The following is a 23,033-nucleotide window of genomic DNA, read 5'->3' as shown; positions in this document are numbered from 1 at the left end:
CTTTACTTTGCTCTGCCAAATCAGAATAATGGTCAGGATTCAATCATACAGATGGTGCGATGGCCTCACAACCCAATCAGGCTCTTCCTCACGGCTACCAGTTGCTCAATTACCGTATCGACAAGCAGATCAGCTCAGGCGGCTTCAGCCTGGTTTACCTGGCATATGACGAGAACGAATTGCCTGTAGCGATCAAGGAGTATCTGCCCTGCGCTCTGGTGCTGCGGGAATCAGGTGCGCTGGTGCAAGCTTCTTCAGCGGAAAACCTGAATGTGTTTCGTTATGGAATGAAATGCTTTTTCGAGGAAGGGCTGGCACTTGCCCGCATTGCTCACCCCAACGTGGTAAGGGTGACCAACTTTTTCCGTGCCAATGAAACGGTTTACCTGGTGATGCAGTACGAGCGTGGCCGGACGCTGCAGGATTACATCCTGCATCGCAAGAAAGAGATCAGGGAATACTTCATCCGGCGCATTTTCGCAGAAATGCTAGGTGGCCTGCGCGAGGTACATGCGCACAAAATATTGCACCTTGATATCAAGCCATCGAACATTTACATTCGCCTGGACGGCTCTCCGCTGTTACTGGATTTTGGCGCTGCACGGCAGACCCTGACCCAGGAAAGATCTAGTCTCAATCCGATGTACACGCCGGGTTTCGCCGCGCCGGAGCAGTACGGTCACGACCGCGAAGCGCTCGGTCCATGGACCGATATTTACGGCGTCGGCGCGAGCATGTTTGCCTGCCTTTCCGGCTTTGCTCCCCAGGCGGCCAACATGCGCTTGGAACAAGACAAGCAGGAATCGGCAAAAAAACTATGGAGCGGCCACTATTCCGAGCATTTGCTTGAACTCATCGACTGGTGCCTGAAACTGGATCCGCTGGAACGGCCGCAGAGCGTTTTCGTGGTGCAAAAGGCGCTGCTGGAGAAGGACAAGGTGCCGGAAGTGCAGAAAAAAACCTCGCTGTTGCATAGTCTCCGCAGTAAATTCAGCAAAACAAAAACAGGTGACCAGTGAAATTTTCGATTTTCCAGTCCAGCCGTCAGGGTGGACGCAGATACAACCAGGACCGCCTGGCCTACTCCTACAGTCGGGACGCACTGCTGATGGTGGTGGCCGATGGTATGGGAGGACATTTTCATGGTGAAATCGCCTCCCAGATCGCGGTGCAGTTTCTGGTGGAAAACTTTCAGAAGCTGGCGACGCCGGCGCTAAAAGATCCGTTCCGCTTCCTGATCGACACCATTAACCAGGCGCACGAAGCCATTGGTGATTATGTCCTGGCGCATGGCCTTAGCGAGCACCCCCGCACCACCTGCGTGGCTTGCGTGGTGCAGGATGATCAGGCCTATTGGGCTCATGTCGGGGATACTCGCCTGTACTTCTTTCATGGCGGCAAGCTGTCGTACCGCACCCGCGACCATTCCCTGGTGCAGCAACTGTTCGAGCAGGGCATAATCACCGAGGATGAGATGACCACGCATCCCGAGCGCAACAAGGTTTACAGTTGCCTGGGCGGTCCCATTCCCCCCGATATCGAGTTGTCGCGCAAGATGCATTTACGCGAAGGGGACACCCTGCTGATGTGTTCCGACGGCTTGTGGGGCCTGCTTTCAACGGACGAGATCGCCTCGATTCTCGATACCTACCCGATTACTACCGCCGTTCCCGAATTGCTCGACCATGCCGAATTGCGCGGCGGTGAGGATGGCGACAACCTGAGCGCGATCGGTATGCGCTGGGGCGACGAAAAGCTGTTCACCCCGCGCTCGATATCCACCGCGACCATGCCGCTGGACACCTATACGGTGCAGCTCAATACCTTCAGTGTGGAGCGGGGTGCGGAAGGCGAGAAGGATGTGACAGAGGCGGACATCGAGCGGGCAATCGCCGAGATCCAGGCAGCGATCCGGAAATATTCAAAATAAACAGGCGTTATAATGGTGCTTTTTCGTTGAACCAGAGGACCCCCATGCGGCCCAGCAAACGTAACCCCGACCAGCTTCGCAACATCACCATTACCCGCAATTACACCAAACATGCCGAAGGCTCGGTGCTGATCGAGTGCGGCGACACCAAGGTGATCTGCACCGCCAGCATCGACGAAAAAGTGCCGCCGTTCCTGCGCGGCAAGGCCCAGGGGTGGACTACCGCCGAATACGGCATGCTGCCGCGCTCCACCAATACGCGTATCGATCGCGAGGCAGCGAGGGGAAAGCAGACCGGACGCACCCAGGAAATTCAGCGCCTGATCGGTCGCTCCCTGCGCGCGGTGGTGGATTTGAAAGCGCTCGGCGAGCGCACTATCCAGATCGATTGCGATGTCATTCAGGCCGACGGCGGCACTCGTACCGCCAGCATCACCGGCGCCTATGTTGCGCTGCACGATGCCGTTTCCTTCCTGCTGAAGGAAGGCAAGCTCACGGAATCGCCGCTGCGCGACTTCGTCGCCGCGGTCTCGGTCGGTGTCTATCAGGGCGTACCGGTGCTGGACCTGGACTATGTCGAGGATTCCGATTGCGACACTGACATGAACGTGGTGATGACAGGCAAAGGTGGTTTCGTCGAAGTACAGGGTACCGCTGAAGGCGCGCCGTTCAGCCGCGCCGAAATGGAAGCCATGCTCGACCTCGCACAAAGCGGCATCGCTCAGCTGGTGGCCAAGCAGAAGGCGGCGCTGGGAATTATTTGAAAATAAATTAACCGCAAGGGACGCAAAGGACGCGAAGAAAAATCATAGGAAATGACCTTGGTTTTTTGTATTCCTTTGCGTCGCTTGCATCCTTTGCGGTAAAGGATTTAACTTATGAAAAAACTTGTCATTGCTTCCAACAACGCCGGAAAACTTCGCGAAATCGACGCCATTCTCGCGCCGCTGGATTTCGAGGTTTTTCCGCAATATGCTTTCAACATTCCCGAAGCGGAAGAGCCCTATTGCACCTTTATCGAGAACTGCCTGACCAAGGCGCGTCACGCCTCGGCGCATTCCGGTCTGCCCGCATTGGCGGATGATTCGGGGATCTGCGTCGACGCGTTGAATGGCGCGCCCGGCGTGTATTCCGCCCGCTTTGCCGGCGAGCCGAAATCGGATGAGCGCAACAACCAGAAGCTGATCGAATCGCTGCAGGGGCATGCCAACCGCAAGGCCCACTATTACTGCGTGATCATTCTGGTGCGCTGGCCGGAAGATCCTCAGCCTATCATTGCCGAGGGCGCGATGTATGGAGAGATCATCGACACACCTCGCGGCGCGGGCGGCTTCGGTTACGACCCGTATTTCCTCATCCCCGAACTGGGCCAGACCGGCGCGGAAATCCCGATGGAGCAGAAGAACAAGATCAGCCACCGCGGTAAGGCGCTGGCCGAGCTGGTTGAAAAGTTGAGGGTAATGGGGAATGTTTGATGCGTAATGGAATTGCGGCAGGCATTTCTCATTCCTCATCACCCTTCACCAGCCCTCCTCCTTTAAGCCTCTACATCCACTTGCCATGGTGCGTCAGGAAATGCCCCTATTGTGATTTCAGTTCCTTTGAAGTGCGCGAAGGGGTTCCGGAACAGGAATACGTTGCAGCGCTAATTAGGGATATCGAAGCCGCGCTGCCCTTGGTGTGGGGGCGCAAGGTGGTGAGCATCTTCATGGGTGGCGGCACGCCCAGCCTGTTTTCGGCGCGGTCTATCGATACGTTGCTGACCCAGGTGCGCACTCTGCTGCCCGTCGAATCCCATGCCGAAATTACGCTGGAGGCCAACCCCGGCACGGCTGAGGCGCAGAAGTTCGCCGATTTCCGTGCGGCCGGAGTGAACCGCCTGTCGCTCGGCATCCAGAGTTTCAATCCGCGCCATCTGCAGGCGCTTGGCCGTATCCACGATGACCGCGAGGCACGGTTCGCAGTGGAACTGGCGCTACGTAATTTCGACAACGTCAATCTCGACCTGATGTACGCCCTGCCGGAGCAGACCATGGAAGAGGCGCTGGCCGATATTCGCGAGGCGGTGTCTTTCGAACCACAGCATATCTCGGCCTACCACCTTACCCTGGAACCCAACACGGTGTTTTACAACAAGCCGCCGCCGCTGCCGGATGACGATATGTCGGCGGCAATGCAGGAGGCCATCGAGGCGGAACTTGCCGGGGCAGGCTACGAACATTACGAGACTTCTGCTTTTGCCAAAAAGAATCGGCGCTGCCGCCACAACCTCAACTACTGGCTGTTCGGGGATTACCTGGGGATCGGGGCGGGGGCGCACGGCAAGCTCACGCTGCATGACCGCATCCTGCGCCAAATTCGCCATCGCCAGCCCAAGTCCTATATGGAACGGGTACTGGCGGGAAGTTCGCTGGAGGAGGAGCGCATTGTTGCGTCCGGGGAGCTGCCGTTTGAGTTCATGATGAACGCCCTGCGTCTGACCGAGGGCTTTCCGGTTAGCTTGTTCTCCGCTCGTACCGGGTTATCGCTGACGGCTGCTCTGCCCATGATGGAAGAGGCGCAGCGGCGCGGCCTGATCGAACGCGACAACTTTCATATCCGACCCACCGTGCTGGGGCAGCGTTTTCTTAACGAATTGCTGCAGCTTTTCCTGCCTGAAGAAGGCTAGGAAAGAAGCAACAAGGGGCGCGTGGCTTTCTGCGCCAGGGTCTTGGCGAGTGATTTGAGGCTGGGCCGACCGCTTACCTGGAATACCCGTCGGCTGACGACAAAAATGTCGGTATCTTCTGCATTAGCGATCTTGAGCAATTCTTCGGTCGGGTCGCCGCCCAACAATGAAAAGGTTGTTTCCATCCCTGCGGTGGCCGCTTCGAATTGATTGCGTGCCGCGTCCGCCTGCTCTTCCTGCTCCTTGCGGATGTAATCGAGAAATCCTTGGCGTGCGGCTTTGGATGATTGCCAATCGTTACCGATATAATCGGGCCATCCGCCGTCGATAATGAAAAAGCCCGTCAGGGCGCATTTGCTCTGACGGGCCAACTCTACTGCGCAGTTCAGCGCCTCTTGCGAGGCTTCGGAACCGTCTACTGCAACAACAATGTTTTTGAATTCCACGAAGCAGCCAATCTTTATTTCTTTACCGGTTCGGCGGGTGCCGTCGGTGCTATGGCTGGAGCGGCAGTGGTTGCCGTTGGAGCAGCCGGTGTAGCCGGTTGGGGTGCCGGTTTATTCATGGTCAAGACCATGATGGTGGCAATGACAAGCACGCTCATGATGATCGCGCCGATGTCCTCTGCGCGGTCATCCTTGAACAAAGTCATTTTGCTTTTGTCGCCTGGGGCGCCGATGGTTTCGCTACCTGTTTTAGCCATGATTCATTCTCCTTGTAGTTAATTTGACTAAATTGCAACCAGGTAATCTTTGATCAAGAATACCACCACCAAGGCCAGGACATATTTGGTGACACCAACAATCAGGCCGAGCTTGAGTGGTGCGCCGCCAGCTTGACGGAGTTCCTTGAAATCAATATAGCCACCTAGTCCGACCAAGCCAAAGCCGAAGATCCAGGTCATCCACAGACGCATCATCTTGATGGTTTCGGAGGCCGCAGGGCCGCCTTTGAGACCCACATCACCGAACGCCCCCATACTGGTAAGGAACACCATCCCTAAAAAGCCGATGACGAACACCGGAAATTTCTCAACCAGCAATGTACCCAGCCCTTTGCGCTTGCCGCCTTCTGTTTCTGTTTTGCCGGCCCAATACCAGACCGTTACCGCGAACACTGCGAACGGGATAGAGATCACGCGCATGATGTTCCAGATCTCGGCTACGGAGACAGCGGTACCTGGCGCTACGTTTGGATTGAATGCCAGTGCTGCTGCCAGTACCTGACCGGAATTGAGAATGCCGGTGCCGATCCAGGCGCCGTACTGTATGTCGGAGAGACCCAATGCGTGACCGATGAAGGGGCTGATGAACATGGTCAGGATGCCAAAGCCCAGAATGGTGGCAATGGCGTAGGCCACGTGCGATGCCTTGGCTTCAACACCCGGTGAGGTTGCCACGGCGGCGGTGACGCCGCAGACGCTGAGTGCGTTCGCCATGACACCGATCATGGAGCGGTCAAGACCTAACATGGTACCGAACCACAACACCATGATGATGGTCAGGATCACGAAGCCGCCGATCAGGAAAATCGCCATAGAGCCGAGCTGCACGATTGCGTTAAACGTGTAGAGCGAGCCCAGCAGAATGATCCCGGTCTTGATCATGAGACGGGAGAGCTTGAATCCATCACTCAGTACGTCGGGCATTTTTCCACCGAAAATCACATTCCGGTAAAGCATTCCCATGATGATGCCTAGCAGTATGTAATTAAGGTGCGTGACCTTAACGAGCCAGCCCTTTGTGCCGAACACAACTGCGGTCGTCATCCAGGGTTCGAGCCAGTTACGTATCACCACCATGGTTAGGATGATCAGTGCCAAGCCCGGCAGGGCGCTGGGAAGTTTGCGAAAGAACCCGACATCTCCATTCATGTTGCCTCCTTGTGATTAGATATTTTATATGGCTTAATTAATTATTATTATGGATGTGTTTATAGCACATCTTTATTGAAGACGCATCTGCTTGGGAATTTATTCCATCGCCTGCCGGAATATTTTTTAAGGCACACCAAAAAAAGTGGAATGGAACAAACTTCCGCGCCAGCTTTCCTGATGGATCGGGGGGCATTTCATTCAAACAGCATTGCGATTTTTTCCTGATTTGGTTCCCTTACCAGACCCTTCTCCGTAATCAACGCTGTCACCAGTTCGGCCGGGGTGACATCGAAGGCTGGGTTGCGCACCTTTACGCCGTGCGCCGCCCACTGGCAATCGCGGTAGCCGGTCACCTCTTCCGGGGCGCGCTCCTCGATCGGGATTTCTGCTCCCGATGCAATGTTCAAATCGATAGTGGAGAGTGGGCAGGCGACGTAAAACGGGATGTGGTGGCGGCGCGCCAGCACCGCCACCATGTAGGTGCCAATCTTGTTGGCAACGTCGCCGTTGGCCGCCACCCGGTCGGTGCCGACGATAACCGCGTCGACCTCGCCGTGCGCCATCAGGTGGCCGGCCATGTTGTCGGTGATCAGGGTCACCGGGATATTCTCCTGCACCATTTCCCACGCGGTGAGGCGTGCCCCTTGCAGGAATGGGCGCGTCTCGTCGGCGATCACGGAAATCTTCTTGCCCGCTTCCACCGCCGAGCGGATCACGCCCAGCGCCGTGCCCCATCCGGCTGTGGCCAGCGCCCCGGCGTTGCAGTGGGTGAGCACGCGCGCGCCGTCGGCAAGCAGGGCCGCTCCGGCTGCGCCCATGGCGCGGTTGATGCGGATGTCTTCGGCATGGATTTCATGGGCTTCGTTCAATAAGCGTTCGGCCACGACCGCCGGTGCGGTTGCGCCCATGCCCTGCCAGACTTGTCGCATACGTTGCAGCGCCCAGAACAGGTTGACCGCCGTGGGGCGGCTCTGTGCCAGACTGGTAAATCCTTTTTCCATTCCGCTGCGGAAGGTCTCAGGGGCGGTTTCCTTTAGCCGCAGTGCTTCCAGCGCCACACCGTAGGCGGCGGCACAGCCGATCGCCGGCGCTCCGCGCACCACCATGGCGCGGATGCCGTGGGCAACGCTGGCGGCGGAATCGTAGGAGAGATACTCGAAGCGCGCCGGCAACACGCGCTGGTCGATCATTTCCAGGCGGTTGTCGCGCCAGCGCAGGGTTTCGATATTCATTGCGGTTTCCTTACAGGTGAAAGTTGAAGCAGCGGCTCACAGGCGGCTGCCAGTGTCGGGTTGTCGGTGATGAGCAGGTCGATGCCGCCGAAGCGGCGTACCGATTGCTCCAGCGCGGCTTCCATTTCGGCTGGGTCGTCCGGGTCACCGCACAGGCCGAGAAATTCCGGTTGGGTGTGGAGGGCTTTGACGGCCGGGTCGCTATCCAGCCCGATCACCGCTGCGCCCTTTGCGAGCAGCTCTGCCACCTTGGCCTGATGGTTCAGCGCCCGGTCTACCAGCGCGACCTGCCCGGCCAGCACATACTGGTTGCGCATTGTCTGCTCGAAGCCGCCATATTCGATCTCGGCGGCGAGCACATCACGCGGCGGCAGGGATGCATAAGCCTCCAGCGCTTCGGCGCGGGACTGAATTTTCATGCTGTGGCGGTAAATCTCGGCTGCCGCGTCGGCGTAGGAGGCCGTGATACCGGCAGAAATCAGCCCCCATTCCGGGTCGAGCACGATACGCGGTGCGGCGTCGGGCAGGCGCTCTGCCCGCTGGGGTGCGTTTTCCGCCAGATAGCGGCGGTAGGCTGCGGTGAAGGCGGCAACATCGCGCCCCAGCATCGGTACGCGTTTGGTGAACACGGCATGCTGCGGAGTGGCCGGGCCGCGCTGGGAGAGCGATTCCAGGTCAGGGCGGCGGGAGTAAGCCAGGCTCATCAGGTCGGATGAAAGTGTCATCACCAGGGGGAAACCGGCGGCGTGCGAGATGTCGCGACGCAGGGCGGCGAGCGTCAGCATCTCCTGACTGCTGGCGGCCTGTGCGGAAGGGAAACGCAGTGGAATGTCCCAGGCACCGCAGCTTTTCAGATAGTCCTCGGCGCGAGTGACCAGGGCTATCATGCGCTCGTAGGACTCGCGTGCACTGGAGCCGAAGGCAAGGATGCCGTGATGCATCAGCACCATGCCGATGGTTTTCGCGGTGGTTTCGCGGCTGAAGACGTCGTGGCAGGCTTTCGCTAATTCGAAACCGGAATGACGGTAGGACACGATTACCACGGCATCGCCGAAGGCTGCCCGGACGTGACGTTCGCCGTGGTCGGTGTTCGCTACTGCCAGTACCGCGTCGGCATGGGTGTGCTCCACCCACTTGAAGGGCAATATGGCGTGGAGGATGGTTTCTATCGAGGGGCGCGGTGCCTGCGGGTTGGTCAGGGCAACGCGGAAATGCACGCCCATTTCCGCGTTGCTCATGGCATCGCGTTGGATCAGCGGCCGCACCGCTGCCAGCCGTACCGGGGAAAAATCTTTTTCCGTGACGTGAGCGAGGTCGGAGCCCGAACCCTTGACGTAAAGGATGGTCTCATCGTTTTCCTGCAGTTTGACCGAAGTGTTGCCGCCGCCATACATCACCAAAGCCTTCTCGCCACCGAGCAGGCGCGAGGTGTAAGCGCGCAGGGCAAGGTCATTTTTGAAACCGGCGGCTTCCCCATCGTTCCACAGATTTTTCATGTTAAGTATTATACTGGCTACCTGAATTCTTGATTATAAATACCCGACCGGGCCTGCCCCATGAATGTAGCCCTCATCCCAACCCTCTCCCGCAAGCGGGCGAGGGGGCGAACGTGAAGGGCGCTTGTTATGATCGGCGGGATTGCAAACCAGAAGAGGCTCCGATGTCTGATTGTTGTGACCACGATCACCCCGCGCCGCCACCCGGCGGTTTGGGCATACCCCGCATCGGCACGTTCAATGCGGCCGCCTTCGAACAGGCGGTCACCGACCTGCTGCGGGCCTGTGGCATCTCGCCGGACAGTACACACACCGGCAAGACCGCACGGCGAGTGCGCGAGCTATGGGAAAAGCGTCTGCTCGGCGGCTATGATATGGATCCTGCCGAAGTGCTGGGCGAGGGCTTCGCCGATACGCGCGAGGACATGGTGGTGATACGTGGCATTGCGGTGCACGGCGTCTGCCCACACCATCTCGTGCCGTTTCGCGGCATCGCACACGTCGCCTACATCCCCGGCGGACGTCTCCACGGTTTCGGCCGTATCGCGCGGTTGGTGGACGCGATCGGCCATCGGTTCACCTATCAGGAGTGGATGACGCGCGATGTTGCCGAAGCGCTGGTGACGCACGGCATGGCCAAGGGCGCTGCCTGCGTGATCGAGGCGGAGCAGCTTTGCCTGCTGCTGGGCGAGGACCGGCGCGGCGACGAGCGGGTCTATACCCAGGCCTTCGCCGGTTGTTTCAATGATTACGATCAGTTCAGGCAGGAATTCCTGCGCTCCATCAGCGGTAGAATGCCATAAATAACCTATTACAATGGCGCCGTGTCTGCAAATGCCCGGCTGGGCGGGACAGTATCGGCATGTTGAAATCAGAGTACGCCGCACAAGGCAGGGTGGCGAGAAAGAGGGAGAATGTTGGAACTGAATCGGCCCGTAACAGGAATACGGCGGGCAAAAGCTGTCTGGGAGGAGCCGCGCCCAATGATGGAAGCGGCTGATCTGGTGGTCGCCTATCTGGAACAGATCGGCGTCGAGTTTGTATTCGGTGTACCCGGAGGCGCCATCGAACCGCTTTACAATGCGCTCGCGCGCAGCGCCCGGCGCGGCGGGCCGCGCTCGGTCGTGGCGCGACATGAAACAGGGGCCGCTTTCATGGCCGATGGCTATGCTCGTGAAACGGGCAGAATCGGTGTGTGCTGTGCCACTTCCGGCCCGGGTGCCACAAATCTCATCACCGGCGTGGCCTGCGCTTATGAAAACGAGATCCCGATGCTGGTTATCAGCGGCCAGCCCTCGTTGCATTTGCTGGGCCGGGGGGCGTTGCAGGAATCTTCCGGCGCCGGCATCGACACGGTCGCGATGTTTCGCACCTGCACACGCTACAGCGCATTGATATCGCATCCGGATCAGATGGAAAACCAATTGGTCAGCGCATTGCTGAGCGCGCAGCAGCCGACACCCGGCCCGGTGCATCTCAGCATTCCGGTGGACGTGCAGCGCTCGCAGTTAAAGAGCGGTCCGTCCTACGATCTGGCGCATCTGCTACAGCCGGGGTCTGCTGTGGATGACGCGGCGGTTCGGCAATTGCAGGCGCAACTGGCGCAGGCGCAGCGGTTAGTGGTACTGATCGGCAGCGGCTGTGGAGAGGCGATCGAACTCGTCATTGAGTTGGTGGAGAGGATGGCCGCAGTTTTCGTCGTCACGCCCGACGCCAAGGGGTTCATCAGCCCGCGCCACCCTTTGTACCGTGGCGTGTTCGGATTCGCCGGTCATCCGTCCGCCGTCGCGGCGATGAACGATAAGGATGTTGACCTGATCCTGGTGGTCGGCTCCGCTCTGAGCGAATGGACCAGCAACGGCTGGAGCGAATCGCTGTTGAACGACCGGCTGGTGCATATCGATTCCTGCGAGGCGCACCTGACGCACTCGCCGATGGCGCGTCTGCATGTGCGCGGTCGTATCCGCCCGGTATTCGAGCGGCTACTGCGAACGCTGCGCAGGGATAGTACGAAAGAGATTGCCGTCGGCGAGAAGCGAAGATTCAAAAAAATCTCAGCTGATGATCCATTCAAATCCCCATCCGCCGGCGCGCCGATCAAGCCGCAGTATCTGATGCGCGAACTTGGCTGGCGCAGTCCGCCCGATACACGTTTTCTGGTCGATTCAGGCAATAGTACCGCATGGGCGATCCATGATCTGGCTATGCATGACCACCGGCCCAGCGCAGGGGGCTGGATGCGTGTCACGATGAATTTCGCCCCGATGGGCTGGGCCATCGGCGGCGCGGTCGGCACCGCGCTTGCCAACCGTAAAGTGCCAGTGGTCTGCGTCACCGGGGACGGCAGCCTGCTGATGAATGGCCAGGAAATGACCGTGGCGCTGACCGAGAAGCTCAGTGTTGTTTTCGTGATTCTCAACGATTCGGCACTGGGCATGGTGAAGCACGGCCAGCGTCTGGCCGGTGCGGAACAGATCGGATTCGAGTTGCCGGTGGTGGATTTCCGGCTGCTGGCCGAATCCATGGGTATTCCGGGCCATGTGATCCGCACCGCAGAGGACTTCGAAAGTCTCGATCTGGACGCGATCCTGCGCAATCCGGGCCCGACCGTACTCGACGTGCGCATCGATCGCGAGGAAGTGCCTCCGATGGGGCTGCGGCTGAAGATACTGGGAACGGCGAAATGAGTGAGGAAATCATCCACACCCGCATCTGGCAGGAAGAACCCGAGCCGGACAATGCGTTCGCGGCGGCGTCCTGTCATTGCCATGGCTACGATGTCTACGGCGACCTGCTGGTTCATGCAAGCTGGATCGAATATCTGTTCCTGCTGTTCCGCGGCGAGTCACCGTCACCGGCACAGGCCCGATTGCTGGAGGGCTTGGCGCTGGCGCTGGCGAATCCGGGGCCGCGCGATGCGGCGGTGCATGCAGCGATGTGCGGCGGAGTCGGCGGTTCTACCTCGGCATCCTGTTTGATGGCGGCGCTGGCGGTGGGTGCGGGTGCATCCGGAGGCGCGCGGGAAGTGCGGCTCGCCATGGAAAACGGGCTGGCGCGCGGAACCGATATGACACTCTGGCAAACGAGTCTGGCGGCGAAGCCGGTGGACGATCCGGCGGATGTCTGGCCCGCCCCTGGCCATCCGCCCGGTTTCGATCCCCACGGGGTGCACTGTACCAAGCCGGTGCTGCAAACCCTGGCATACCTCGCCGGCCTGGATTGCGGGCTGTCCCTTCCTTGGCTGCAAGCCCACCGGCCGCTGCTGGAATCCGCCGCCGGGCTGCCGCTGGCGATGCCCGGCGTGGCTGCGGCGGCCTTGCTTGATCTCGGCTTCACACCGGCACAGGGAGAAATGCTGCATTTGCTGCTGCGGCTGCCGGGTGCCGCAGTGCATGCCCTGGAGCAAAAGGATTACGGCCACAAGAATTTTCCGTTTTTCCGCGCCGAACTGGAAAACGACCCCGGCCCCGCCGGGGCAGGCTTGAAAACGGAGGACAAGTCATGAAGGGGCCGCAACTGCTGGAAGAATATGTCGGACGGCTCGCCACCCGCATGGGAGCGTTTTTTCCAGGCGAACGCGCGGTGTTCCGCGGCCATGACTTGCACGCATCGCTCAAGGACCTGGACTGGCTGGAACTCTACCTGTTCGGTATCACCGGCCGCCGCTACACGCCGCAACAGATGAAAGTACTGCATGCCATTGGCAACTTCACCAGTTACCCCGATGCGCGCATCTGGAACAACCGTGTGGCGGCGCTGGCGGGCACGGCGCGCAGCACCGGCAGTCTCGGCATAGCCGCCGCGCTCGCCGTCTCCGAGGCCCAGATTTATGGCCGCGGCGTGGACCTGCGTGCCAGCGAGTTTCTGACCCGGGCCAGGAACCGCGTGGACGCGGGCGAAGACCTGGCCGATCTGGTGCGCGCGGAACTTAAGCGGCAGCGGGGCATCGCCGGCTATGGGCGGCCGATCACCTCCGCGGACGAGCGTATCGCACCGATGATGGCGCTGGTGCGCGAGCATGGGCTGGACGGCGGGCCGCATCTCAAGCTTGCATTCGAGGTGGAGCGCATCCTGCTCGCCGGTCGCTGGCGCATGCGCATGAATTACGGGGCGCTGGCCGCGGCGCTGGCAGCCGATTTCGGTTTGTCGCCGCGGGAATTTTATCTATTCTCGATTCCCGCCTTTCTTGCCGGCATGCCGCCGTGTTACCTGGAGGCGGCGGAAAAACCGGCAGGTCTGTTGTTTCCGCTGCCTTGCCGGGTTATGCTTTACGAGGGCGTTTCCCGCCGCCAGTGGCGGCGGTAATTGGGTAACGGGACTCATCGGATTGCCAGGGGAGTTGTCATGAATAGAGCGATTGTGCGGGCAGTGGCCGCGGCACTAGCAGTTGCATGGGCCGGCGCTTGCGCCGGCCAGGGGGACGAGGAAGAGGATCTGGCGCTGGCCTATGGCGACAAGTCCTTCGTCACCATTGCCAGCGGTGTCCGGCAGCCCGTCGCGCGGGCGCCGTCGGTGGCCACCGTGATTACCGCGGAGGACATCGAAGCCATCGGCGCGGCCGACCAGGACGAGGTGCTGGAAACGGTGCCGGGACTGCACGTGGCGCGTTCCGGCGTTGGCTATAACCCGATCTATACCATCCGCGGCATCCACACCCAGTATAATCCCCAGGTACTGATGCTGGTGAATGGCATTCCCGTCACCAGCGCGTTCACTGGTGCCCGTTCCCAGGTCTGGGGCGGCGTGCCGGTGGAGAACATCGCGCGCATCGAGGTGATCCGCGGCCCCGGTTCCGCGCTCTACGGCGCGGATGCCTTTTCCGGGGTGATCAACATCATCACCAAGACCGCCGCTGACATCAACGGCACCCAAATCGGTGTGCGTGCCGGCTCGTTCAAGAGCCGCGACGCCTGGGTGCAGCACGGGGGGACATGGGGCGGGTTCGATGTCGCCGCCTACCTGCGGGTGGGTGCCACCGATGGCCAGCGGCAAATCATAGCCGCGGACGCGCTATCGGGCACGCCATTTCCTTCTCTCGCCCCGGGGCCGGTCAACCTCGGCCGCGACGCCATCGATGCCCGTCTCGACCTGGCGCACGACAAATGGCGGCTGCGCGCCGGCTACCAGCAGCGCGACAACGGGGGCACCGGCGCCGGGGTGGCTTCGGCGCTGGATCCCAAGGGCCACGGCTACGGCGAGCATATCTCCACCGACCTCACCTGGCAGGATGCGAACTTCGTCCGCGACCTGGACGTGACCGCCCAGGCCAGCTATCTTCACATCACCGAGCAATCCGACCTGACGCTTTATCCCCCGGGCTTTCCCGGCTTCCCCGACGGCGTGATCGGCAACCCCTACAAGTGGGAGCGCCACTTGCGCTTCAACCTGTCGGCTGCTTATTCCGGGTTGCAGAGCCACAAGCTACGTTTCGGCGCCGGCACTCAGAACGATGACCTGTACCGTACCAAGGAAACCAAGAATTACGCCCTGGTGCCGATCCCCGGCGGCTTCTTTCCGGCCCCGCTGGGAGCGGTGGTGGACGTGAGTGACAGCGCGCCTTTCCTGCGCCCGCACAGCCGCACCGTGAGCCATGCCTACGTGCAGGACGAATGGGCTTTTGCCCAGGACTGGTACCTGACCGCCGGGGTGCGCCGCGACCAGTATTCCGATTTCGGCGGCACCACCAATCCGCGCCTTGCCCTGGTATGGGAAACCGCCTACAACCTGACCAGCAAGCTGCTCTATGGCCGTGCTTTCCGCCCCCCTTCATTCGCCGAACTCTATAACATCAACAATCCCGTGGCGCTGGGCAATCCCAACCTCAAGCCGGAAACCAACGAATCCGTGGAACTGGCTTTCGCATGGCAGGCGGCCAGCACCTTGCAGGCCAACCTGAACCTGTTCCGCTACCGGATGAAGGATATCCTGCGTTTCGTGCAGAACCCGGATGCCAGTTTTACCGCGCAGAATGCCGGACGGCAGAACGGACAAGGCCTGGAAGTCGAGCTGGTCTGGGAAGCGAGCCGCAGTCTGCGTCTATCGGGTAATTACGCGCAACAGCGTTCGATCGATGAGGCAACAGGCCTTGACTCAAGCAACGCCCCCCGGCACCATGTCTATGCCCGGGCTGACTGGCGTTTCATGCCGGGCTGGACCCTGAACACACAGGTCAATCACGTCGCCGATCGCAGGCGCGAGCCCTCGGATACCCGTCCCGCCATCCCGGATTACCACACCGTGGACCTTACGCTGCGCAAACAGAAGTGGAAAGATGACTGGGATTTCGCTTTCACGGTGCGCAATCTGTTCGACGCCGACGCGCGCGAGCCGTCGCCTGCGCCGGGCCTGATTCCCGGTGACCTGCCGTTGGCCCCGCGCGAGTGGCGCTTCGAGCTACGCCACCAGCTTTGATGCACTGCCCGATGTTTTCGCTGGCCACGCCCTCCAGCCATGCCGAATCTGGAGGCCGGCTGGTAGCCGTGTTGCTGGGTATCGTATTGCTGGTGACGGCGGCGCTGGCTCAGGCAGAGGCGCCGATTGCCGTGGTCTACCCCGACATCGGCGAACCTTACCGGGCGATTTTCGAGAAAATCGTCGAGGGCATCGAAGACCGGGCCGGCCCGCGGGTGGTCAAATATGCGGTGAAGTCCAGTGCTGACATCGCTGAATTGAAAACCGACCTGCGCCGCCAGGACGCCAGGGTGGTAATTGCCCTTGGCCGCCAGGGCATGAAGGCGGTGGCGCCGGATCGCAGCATGGCGATGGTGGTGGGCGGCGTGTCGACGGTGCCGGAAAGCGAGGTGCGCGGCCTGTCGGTAATCAGCCTGTCGCCGGATCCCTCGCTGCTGTTCTCCCGCCTGAAGGCGCTGATGCCGGCAGCAAAGCGTGTGTTCGTCGTCTACGATCCCCGCAACAATGCCTGGCTGATGAGGCTGGCCAAAGAAGCCGCGCGTGCCCAGGGGCTGGAGCTGGTGGCGTACGAGGCCCAAGACCTGCGCGGCGCTATGCAACAGTATCAGACCGTTTTCGCGACGGCCGACAGCCGCACGGATGCATTGTGGCTGCCGCAGGATACCACCACGGTGGAGGAAGGATCGGTTCTGCCCCTGGTGCTGCAGGAGTCGTGGAACCGCAGTCTCGCCATATTTTCCAGCAGCTTCGGCCATGTCCGGCGCGGTGTGCTGTTTGCGCTTTACCCCGACAACGTGGAACTGGGGAAAAGCCTCGCTGGCCTGGCGCTGGGTATTCTCGCTTCCGGCAACCATGGGGGGGGCGGAATGATGCCGTTGCGCGACGTGCGGATCGCGGTCAACCTGCGTACCGCCCAGCACCTCGGGCTCGATCTGAGGCGTCAGCAGCGCGGGTTCGACCTGGTGTTCCCGGAGCCTTGAAAAGCAGCTCATGAATAAGATGCTCAAAACATTTCTCCGCGAGTTTACTTTCCGGCGTCAGCTGACCATCACGATGACGCTCGGCATCCTCTGTCTGGCGTTGTTTTCTTCCCTGGTGAGCTCGTGGCAGGCTAACCAGCGGGTGCGGCGCAATCTCATCGAGCAGGGGCAGCACATCACCGAAAACCTGGCGCGCCAGAGCGCCTTGGCCTTGCTTTATGCCTCGCCCGACAACGCCGCCGAGGCGGTGAGTGCGACCCTGGCTTTTCCCGGCGTGGTGAGCGTGGAGATTCGGGATACTGGCCAGCGTGTCCTGCTGGTGCGCGGCAGCACCCGTCCCTCCGAATTCCCCAAAAGTATCGTTCTGGTTGCCGGGGCTTCCGCCCAAGCCGTGCTCGACGCGGAAAGCGAGGGTGCATGGCGCTTCGTCGCGCCGGTGTATTCGCAGCCTTCCGCTGCATCGCCCTTCGAGGTTCAGGAAGCCAGGACCGAACGTCTCGGCGACGTTGTGGTGGTGATGAGCAAGGCGGCGCTGAGCCAGATGACCAGCGACATTTTCATTGCCAACATGACCTCATCGTTTTCCTTCGCGCTGCTGATCCTGATCCTGATCCGCATTCTGACCAGCCGCATGTCCCGGCCGCTCAACCAGCTTTCGGCCAGCATGGCGCGCGCCGAGGCGGGCGTGTCCAATGTGCGCGCAGTGCTATCTGGGCCGAAGGACATCGTCGACATGGCTCATGCTTTCAACAGCATGATGGCGGCGCTGGAAGATCGCATCGCCGCGGTCAGCCACGCCGAGCTCCGCATCCGTCATCTGGCTTACAATGACCCTCTGACCGAGTTGCCGAACCGGATGCAGTTCATGGATCTGCTGAACCAGACCATAGACCGCGCCCGTGACAAGGGCCAGACGTTTGCGTTGCTGTTTCTCGATCTCAATCGCTTCAAGAATGTCAACGACACCCTCGGCCATGATGTCGGCGACCGCCTGCTGATTGCGGCGGGGCTGCGGATCAGGCACAGCGTCCGCGCCGGCGACAGTGTGGCGCGCTTCGGCGGCGACGAGTTCACCGTGCTGCTGGAGGATTTGACCAGCACCACGGCGGGCTCGGTGGCCAGCCAGAAGATCTGCCTCGCCCTGGCCGCACCGTTCGAAATCGACGGCCATGATATCTACGTCAGCGCCAGCATCGGCATTTCTGTCTACCCTGCCGATGGCATGGATGGCAATACCTTGCTCAAACACGCCGACAGCGCCATGTACCTGGCGAAGAAGAATAATAGCGGCTATGAGTTCTACGAGTCGGGCATGGAGGCAACGATTTCCGCGCATGTGCAGATGGAGGGTGCCCTGCGCCGGGCGGAAGAAAGGAACGAGCTGTTGGTGTACTACCAGCCCAAGGTGGTACTGGCGACCGGGGCTCTGTCCGGAATGGAGGCACTGGTGCGCTGGAAACATCCAGAGTTTGGCATGGTCTCGCCCGCCAGGTTCATCCCTCTGGCGGAGGAAACCGGGCTGATCGTTTCCATCGGCGCCTGGGTGCTGCGCACGGCCTGCAACCAGGCCAAGGTCTGGGCCGATGCCGGAATGCCGCTGGCGGTGGCGGTGAATCTGTCCGGGGTGCAACTCAGGCAGCGCAATTTTGTTGATAGCGTCAGGGTGGTGCTGGCGGAAACTGGACTCGACCCAGCGCTGTTGGAGCTGGAAATCACCGAGAGCGTGCTGATGGAACAGGCCAAAGAAACCTTGTCCTCCCTGCATCAGTTGAAGGAAATCGGAGTGCAGCTCGCCATCGACGATTTCGGCACCGGTTACTCGTCCCTGAGCTACCTCAAACGCTTCCCGGTGGACACTCTGAAAATTGACCGCTCATTTGTGAGCGATGTGACCAGCGACCCGGACGATGCTGCCCTTGTCACCGGTATCATCGCCCTCGCCCACAGCCTGCGACTGAAGGTGGTGGCGGAAGGGGTGGAGACCGTGGAACAGCGGGATTTTCTTGTTCGATGCGACTGTGATTACATTCAGGGTTATCTGTTGAGCCAGCCTGTGCCACCGGATGAGTTCGAGCGCAAAATTCTGGATGCAGTGCGTAGGGCGCAATAGCGCAGGGCATTGCGCCATATTCATTCCGCCTGGAAAAACTATTGAACGCAGTGGACGCGGAGAAATTCAAACGCTCGAAGTAAAATACGCACTCACCTAGCCCGATGGAATTGGCTCGTCCCACCTGTCAGCATTGATGAGTCTGACTGGAGGTGTTATCAAACAGCCAACCAGGAAAGGAGTTCGAACTGAACATTGCACGAATTGGCCTTGATCTGGCAAAGAATGATTTTCAGGTGCATGGTGTTAACCGGCAAGAGAAGGCGGTGCGGCCGGCTACACGGCTTCGGCCGTATCGAGCGGCTGGTGGACGCGATCGGCCATCGATTCACCTGCCAGGAGTGGATTATGTGCGATTTTGCCTAGTTGCGGGTGACAAGCAGGCCTGTGCCCAGGTCTTTGCCGGTTTTTTCGATGATAACGATCTGTTCCGCCAGGAATTTCTGCGCCACATCAGTGGGCGCATGCCGTAGAAACACGATGAGCACGGGACGCTTTCCTTGGGGACACATTACGGCGCTGGTCTTGTGGCTCATTCTTTTTGGAGCCATGTATTTGTTCCTGGATGCCAAAATGCAGCCCCAGGTTGCCACAGTGACAAGTCTGGACATGGCACGAGGCGAAATCATAATCCCGCGTTCACGCGATGGTCACTACTATGTGGGTGGATCCATCAACGGGCGACCGCTCACGTTTATGGTTGATACCGGTGCGAGCACCGTGGTTGTCAGTGCCGATCTTGCAGCCAAAATCGGCTTGACCCGAGGGGTGCCAACACCGTTCAACACAGCCGGGGGCATGGTATGGGGAGAAACAGTGTCAGACCAGACGATAGAAGCTGGAGGTATACAGCTTAAGGGGTTGCGCGTTGGCGTGGTGATGCAGATGGACCAGAGAGACTATGCCTTGCTCGGCCAGAATTTCTTGCGGCATATAGACGTGACCCAGTCTGGCGACCAGATGGTTCTGAAGGTAAAGAGTGGTTCTGGAATTCATTAAAAAACCCGCCGTAGCGGGTTTTTTAATTTCGGTCAGAAACGTTTTTACTTCATGTTTTCCGGGCCTTTGGCCTTCAGGCAGCCACTCATGAATTTCTTGCGCTCGTCGCCTTTCAGGCTTTTTTCGCCGGCCGCCTTGTTGCATGTGGCCATGGGCGTCAGCTTTTCTTTCGGTGCAGCGGCTTCTTTTGCAGCATCGGGCGCTTTGGCCTTCAGGCATTCGCTCATGAATTTCTTACGCTCGTCACCTTTCAGCGCCTTCTCGCCGGCTTCCTTGTTGCAGGTGGCCATCTTGGATTGCTGCGCAGTCGGCGCTTTTTTATCGGCGGCAAAGGCGGGGGAAGCGAAACCGACAGCCAGGCACAGTGCGATCAACAGTTTTATCATGACGATTCCTTTGGGTGGGTTGGAATGGGCGGCAGCCATTTCGTGGCGACGCCTCCGGATTATAACGCGGGTTTTTTAATTCGGTAAGTTTTCCAAGCCCCCGGGCGTGCTGTCCGGGAGCGCTAATCTGATTCGGCGGAAAAGCACTTGACACATGCATACCAGTTGGTATGTAATTGCTCCATGCAAACAAAACAGCCAGACCTTACCCGAGACAAAATCTTGCAATCGGCCTTTTGCGAGATTCACCGCCAAGGGTTTCAAGCCGCGAGCATCGCCAATATTCTGCAGGATACGGGTCTGACTAAGGGTGCGCTGTACCATCACTTCCCAACCAAGAAGGTATTGGGTCTGGCGGTGATCGAGGAGATTATCAAGGAGCGGCTGGAAGGGCTGATTTTCAAACCGCTACGGGAAAGCGAACGGCCCATTGAAATGCTTCTGGAAATTATTGCCACCATCGACAAAAAGGTGCCGTCGGATTTCGTTATGCTGGGTTGTCCGCTCAATAACCTGATGCAGGAGATGAGCCCTCTGGATGAACTGTTTCAGGAGCGCCTCGCCGGGGTGCTTGGAGTGTGGCAGAAAACGGTTGAAGGCGCCCTCAAGCGCGGGCAGAAGCAGGGTGAGATCAGGGCTGAGGTGGATTACAAGGCGGCGGCGCTATTTGTCGTTTCGGCTTGGGAGGGGTGCATCGGCGTGGCGAAGAACATGCGGTCGCCCAAGGCATTCGGTACTTGCATGAAGCAACTGCATGGTTACGTGCAGGGATTGATGCCGGCGAAAGTTGAGAAAGGCCGGCGCAAAGGGGCATAAAGGGGTTTGTTGTTGTTTTTATACATACCGGATGGTCGGTATCTAAAAGGAGAGCGCTATGAGCATTATTTCTACAGTTGCACCGGAGCAGGCGAGCGGGAAAGTAGCCGAGGTTTATGGGCAAATCCAGCAGATGATGGGGCGGGTGCCGAATGCGTTCCAGATGTACAGTTCCAGCCCGGAATTATTGGAGCAGCATTTGCAGCAGGTCGCCTATTATATGCAGCACCCCACGCTCAGTTTTCCTCTGCTGGCCATGGTGCGCATGCTGGTATCGCAGCACAACGACTGCCAGTACTGCGTCGGCTTCAACGAAGGCATGCTGATGCACAGGGCGGGCCTGACCCAGGAACAAGTGGCTGCAACCAAGCTCAACCCGCTAGATGCGCCCCTGCCGGAAAAAGAGAAAACCATGCTGCTGCTGGTGCTGAAGGCAACCCAAACACCACGGATGGTTGAAAAAGCCGACCTGGACCAACTGCGCGCGTTGGGCTGGGGTGATGGCGACATCATGGACGCGGTGTATCACGGTGCGCGCAACGCGGCGGTGGATATCGTGTTCAACGCCTTCAAGATCGACAACGACTTCTGACAGGAGAGCAATCATGAATTTCGACAAAGAACTGGATGCGCGCGGTCTGAATTGCCCGTTGCCGATTTTACGCACCAAAAAATCCCTGGCCGAACTGGCCGCCGGGCAGACCCTCAAGGTGATTGCCTCCGACCCCGGTTCGGTGAAGGATATGCAGGCCTTCGCCAAGCAGACCGGCAACGAACTCATATCTTCTGCCGAAACTGGCGGCGAGTTCGTTTTTTTCATGCGCAAGCATTAATATAGGAAAGAAAACATGGACGTTGCAAAGGCAATAGAGCTGCGCCGGTCGGTCAAGGCGTATGACCCCAACCATCGCATTAGCGAAGCGGAAACTGAGAAATTATTGTCACTGGCCATGCTGTCGCCCACGGCGTTCAACATCCAGAACTGGCGCTTCGTACTGGTGAGCGACCCGGAGTTGCGCAAGCAGGTTCGGGCGGTGGCTTGGGATCAGGCGCACGTCACCGACGCCTCGCTTCTGGTCGTGTTGACCGCCGACCTCAAGTCTTGGGAAAAAGACCCGGCGCGCTACTGGAAAAATGCACCGCAGCCGGTGCAGGACTATCTCGTCCCGGCCATCGGCCAGTACTATCAGGGGCGCGAGCAGGTGCAGCGCGACGAAGCCATGCGCTCCTGCGGCATCACCGTAATGACCCTGATGCTGGCAGCGAAGGAAATGGGTTACGACTCATGCCCGATGGACGGCTTCGACTTCGACGCAGTGGGCAAGCTCATCAACTTGCCGCAGGATCATGTGATCGCCATGTTCGTCGCCATCGGCAAGGGAATCAAGGAACCTTGGCCGCGCGGCGGACAATTGCCACTTGGCGAGGTGGTGGTGCAGAACAGGTTCGGCTAGATTTTCCTGAACACGATGTCCCACACCCCATGGCCGAGTTTGATGCCGCGCTGCTCGAACTTGGTCAGCGGGCGGTACTCAGGCTTGGGGGCGTAATCTGCGGCGGTGTTGGCGAGCCTGGTTTCGGCCGCAAGCACGGCGAGGATGTGTTCGGCGTATTCCTGCCAGTCGGTGGCGGCATGGAGATAGCCGCCGGGCTTGAGTTTTTCGCACAGCAGCGCAACCAGTGCCGGCTGGATCAGGCGGCGCTTGTGGTGTTTTTTCTTGTGCCAGGGATCGGGGAAGAAGATGTGCACGCCATCGAGGCTGTTCGTGGCGACCATGTGCTTGAGCACTTCCACCGCATCGTGCTGGATGACGCGAAGATTGGCCAGCCCCTGGGCTTCGATCTGGTTGAGCAGGCTGCCCACGCCGGGGCCGTGAACCTCGATGCCGAGATAGTCGTTTTGCGGATGGGCCGCCGCGATTGCCGCAGTGGAATCCCCCATGCCGAAGCCTATTTCAAGGATCTTCGGGGCTGCTCTGCCGAAGGCGGTGTCAAGGTCGAGCAGGGTTTCCTGGTAGGGAATGCCCCAGCGCGGCAACAGGGTTTCCAGCGCCCGCGTCTGGGCATTGGACATGCGGCCCTGGCGCAGGACGAAGCTGCGGATCGGGCGGTGCTGTTCAGACGTCATG

At 59.7% G+C, this 23,033-nt stretch carries 25 protein-coding genes; 17 read left to right on the top strand and 8 right to left on the bottom strand.

All coding sequences use genetic code 11. The features are described 5' to 3' along the window. Positions 1-59 precede the first annotated feature (59 nt). The 5 genes from SCT_RS06835 to hemW all read left to right on the top strand — a co-directional run bounded on the left by SCT_RS06835 (position 60) and on the right by hemW (position 4,598). Positions 60-1,019, top strand: a complete 960-nt coding sequence (locus SCT_RS06835; RefSeq protein WP_059420794.1) for a serine/threonine-protein kinase — start codon at positions 60-62, stop codon at positions 1,017-1,019. Next, positions 1,016-1,930: a PP2C family serine/threonine-protein phosphatase gene (locus SCT_RS06830; protein WP_059420790.1), complete on the top strand. Its 915-nt coding sequence runs from the start codon at positions 1,016-1,018 to the stop codon at positions 1,928-1,930. Before SCT_RS06835 ends, SCT_RS06830 begins: the two co-directional genes overlap by 4 nt. A gap of 44 nt (positions 1,931-1,974) precedes the next feature. Further along, positions 1,975-2,694, top strand: a complete 720-nt coding sequence (rph, locus tag SCT_RS06825) for a ribonuclease PH (protein WP_059420788.1) — start codon at positions 1,975-1,977, stop codon at positions 2,692-2,694. A 114-nt stretch (positions 2,695-2,808) separates the two neighbouring features. Continuing rightward, the gene (rdgB, locus tag SCT_RS06820; protein ID WP_059420782.1) at positions 2,809-3,405 is read left to right on the top strand and encodes an RdgB/HAM1 family non-canonical purine NTP pyrophosphatase; all 597 of its coding nucleotides are present in this window, start codon (positions 2,809-2,811) and stop codon (positions 3,403-3,405) included. Further along, positions 3,405-4,598 carry a radical SAM family heme chaperone HemW gene (gene hemW, locus SCT_RS06815; protein ID WP_059420781.1) on the top strand — a complete coding sequence of 398 codons (1,194 nt, stop codon included), beginning with the start codon at positions 3,405-3,407 and terminating at the stop codon, positions 4,596-4,598. Before rdgB ends, hemW begins: the two co-directional genes overlap by 1 nt. Here hemW and SCT_RS06810 read toward each other — a convergent pair. The 5 genes from SCT_RS06810 to SCT_RS06790 all read right to left on the bottom strand — a co-directional run bounded on the left by SCT_RS06810 (position 4,595) and on the right by SCT_RS06790 (position 9,202). Continuing rightward, a complete protein-coding gene (locus SCT_RS06810; RefSeq protein ID WP_059420779.1) occupies positions 4,595-5,044 on the bottom strand; it encodes a universal stress protein in 450 nt (149 codons plus the stop codon). The two genes, hemW and SCT_RS06810, sit on opposite strands and share 4 nt — an antisense overlap. 14 nt (positions 5,045-5,058) lie before the next feature. Continuing rightward, the gene (locus SCT_RS06805) at positions 5,059-5,301 is read right to left on the bottom strand and encodes a hypothetical protein (protein WP_059420776.1); all 243 of its coding nucleotides are present in this window, start codon (positions 5,299-5,301) and stop codon (positions 5,059-5,061) included. Between the two features lie 27 nt (positions 5,302-5,328). Continuing rightward, entirely contained in the window at positions 5,329-6,471 is a 1,143-nt protein-coding gene (locus SCT_RS06800; RefSeq protein WP_059420775.1) for a YeiH family protein, read from the bottom strand. 197 nt (positions 6,472-6,668) lie between these two features. Next, positions 6,669-7,706: an S-methyl-5-thioribose-1-phosphate isomerase gene (mtnA, locus tag SCT_RS06795; RefSeq protein ID WP_059420773.1), complete on the bottom strand. Its 1,038-nt coding sequence runs from the start codon at positions 7,704-7,706 to the stop codon at positions 6,669-6,671. Further along, positions 7,703-9,202 (bottom strand): class II aldolase/adducin family protein, encoded by a 1,500-nt coding sequence (locus SCT_RS06790; RefSeq protein WP_059420771.1) that lies wholly within the window; start codon positions 9,200-9,202, stop codon positions 7,703-7,705. Before SCT_RS06790 ends, mtnA begins: the two co-directional genes overlap by 4 nt. 164 nt (positions 9,203-9,366) lie before the next feature. On the opposite strand from SCT_RS06790, the gene folE reads away from it, so the two are divergent. The 7 genes from folE to SCT_RS06755 all read left to right on the top strand — a co-directional run bounded on the left by folE (position 9,367) and on the right by SCT_RS06755 (position 18,703). After that, complete coding sequence (gene folE / locus SCT_RS06785; RefSeq protein ID WP_059420770.1) at positions 9,367-10,005, top strand: GTP cyclohydrolase I FolE; 639 nt, start codon at positions 9,367-9,369, stop codon at positions 10,003-10,005. Between the two features lie 180 nt (positions 10,006-10,185). Further along, positions 10,186-11,889 (top strand): thiamine pyrophosphate-binding protein, encoded by a 1,704-nt coding sequence (locus SCT_RS06780; protein ID WP_059420769.1) that lies wholly within the window; start codon positions 10,186-10,188, stop codon positions 11,887-11,889. Then, positions 11,886-12,707 (top strand): citryl-CoA lyase, encoded by an 822-nt coding sequence (locus tag SCT_RS06775; RefSeq protein ID WP_059420764.1) that lies wholly within the window; start codon positions 11,886-11,888, stop codon positions 12,705-12,707. Before SCT_RS06780 ends, SCT_RS06775 begins: the two co-directional genes overlap by 4 nt. Beyond that, on the top strand, positions 12,704-13,507 hold the full coding sequence (locus SCT_RS06770) for a citryl-CoA lyase (RefSeq protein WP_059420761.1): 804 nt from the start codon (positions 12,704-12,706) through the stop codon (positions 13,505-13,507). The genes SCT_RS06775 and SCT_RS06770 overlap by 4 nt, the downstream gene beginning before the upstream one ends. Before the next feature lie 39 nt (positions 13,508-13,546). Beyond that, positions 13,547-15,613: a TonB-dependent siderophore receptor gene (locus SCT_RS06765; RefSeq protein ID WP_059420758.1), complete on the top strand. Its 2,067-nt coding sequence runs from the start codon at positions 13,547-13,549 to the stop codon at positions 15,611-15,613. Then, the gene (locus SCT_RS06760) at positions 15,613-16,593 is read left to right on the top strand and encodes an ABC transporter substrate-binding protein (RefSeq protein ID WP_202812131.1); all 981 of its coding nucleotides are present in this window, start codon (positions 15,613-15,615) and stop codon (positions 16,591-16,593) included. The genes SCT_RS06765 and SCT_RS06760 overlap by 1 nt, the downstream gene beginning before the upstream one ends. Positions 16,594-16,603: 10 nt before the next feature. Beyond that, positions 16,604-18,703 carry a bifunctional diguanylate cyclase/phosphodiesterase gene (locus SCT_RS06755; RefSeq protein ID WP_059420754.1) on the top strand — a complete coding sequence of 700 codons (2,100 nt, stop codon included), beginning with the start codon at positions 16,604-16,606 and terminating at the stop codon, positions 18,701-18,703. A gap of 362 nt (positions 18,704-19,065) precedes the next feature. Here SCT_RS06755 and SCT_RS17405 read toward each other — a convergent pair whose 3' ends face one another. Further along, entirely contained in the window at positions 19,066-19,254 is a 189-nt protein-coding gene (locus SCT_RS17405; RefSeq protein ID WP_189799650.1) for a hypothetical protein, read from the bottom strand. Here SCT_RS17405 and SCT_RS06750 point away from each other — a divergent pair. Next, on the top strand, positions 19,253-19,702 hold the full coding sequence (locus SCT_RS06750; protein WP_237759620.1) for a TIGR02281 family clan AA aspartic protease: 450 nt from the start codon (positions 19,253-19,255) through the stop codon (positions 19,700-19,702). The two genes, SCT_RS17405 and SCT_RS06750, sit on opposite strands and share 2 nt — an antisense overlap. Before the next feature lie 44 nt (positions 19,703-19,746). Here SCT_RS06750 and SCT_RS06745 read toward each other — a convergent pair whose 3' ends face one another. Then, positions 19,747-20,088, bottom strand: a complete 342-nt coding sequence (locus tag SCT_RS06745; RefSeq protein ID WP_059420894.1) for a PsiF family protein — start codon at positions 20,086-20,088, stop codon at positions 19,747-19,749. A 183-nt stretch (positions 20,089-20,271) separates the two neighbouring features. Here SCT_RS06745 and SCT_RS06740 point away from each other — a divergent pair, with 183 nt between their 5' ends. Genes SCT_RS06740 through SCT_RS06725 form a run of 4 tightly spaced genes read left to right on the top strand, consistent with a single transcriptional unit; the run spans position 20,272 to position 22,358 of the window. Beyond that, positions 20,272-20,904, top strand: coding sequence for a TetR/AcrR family transcriptional regulator (locus tag SCT_RS06740; protein ID WP_059420751.1), 633 nt, complete (start codon positions 20,272-20,274; stop codon positions 20,902-20,904). Positions 20,905-20,962: 58 nt separating this feature from the next. Then, entirely contained in the window at positions 20,963-21,496 is a 534-nt protein-coding gene (locus tag SCT_RS06735; RefSeq protein ID WP_059420750.1) for a carboxymuconolactone decarboxylase family protein, read from the top strand. 13 nt (positions 21,497-21,509) lie between these two features. After that, positions 21,510-21,737: a sulfurtransferase TusA family protein gene (locus tag SCT_RS06730; RefSeq protein WP_059420748.1), complete on the top strand. Its 228-nt coding sequence runs from the start codon at positions 21,510-21,512 to the stop codon at positions 21,735-21,737. Between the two features lie 15 nt (positions 21,738-21,752). Then, complete coding sequence (locus SCT_RS06725) at positions 21,753-22,358, top strand: nitroreductase family protein (RefSeq protein ID WP_059420745.1); 606 nt, start codon at positions 21,753-21,755, stop codon at positions 22,356-22,358. On the opposite strand, the gene trmB is transcribed toward SCT_RS06725, so the two are convergent. Then, positions 22,355-23,032 carry a tRNA (guanosine(46)-N7)-methyltransferase TrmB gene (trmB, locus tag SCT_RS06720; RefSeq protein WP_059420743.1) on the bottom strand — a complete coding sequence of 226 codons (678 nt, stop codon included), beginning with the start codon at positions 23,030-23,032 and terminating at the stop codon, positions 22,355-22,357. The genes SCT_RS06725 and trmB overlap by 4 nt on opposite strands. Position 23,033: the final 1 nt, after the last annotated feature.

The sequence above is a fragment of the Sulfuricella sp. T08 genome (genome assembly GCF_000971475.1).
In the GTDB taxonomy this organism is placed as follows: Bacteria; Pseudomonadota; Gammaproteobacteria; order Burkholderiales; family Sulfuricellaceae; genus Sulfuricella.
Note: the sequence above shows the minus strand (reverse complement) of the source record. Positions and strands in the feature narration are given on the sequence as shown.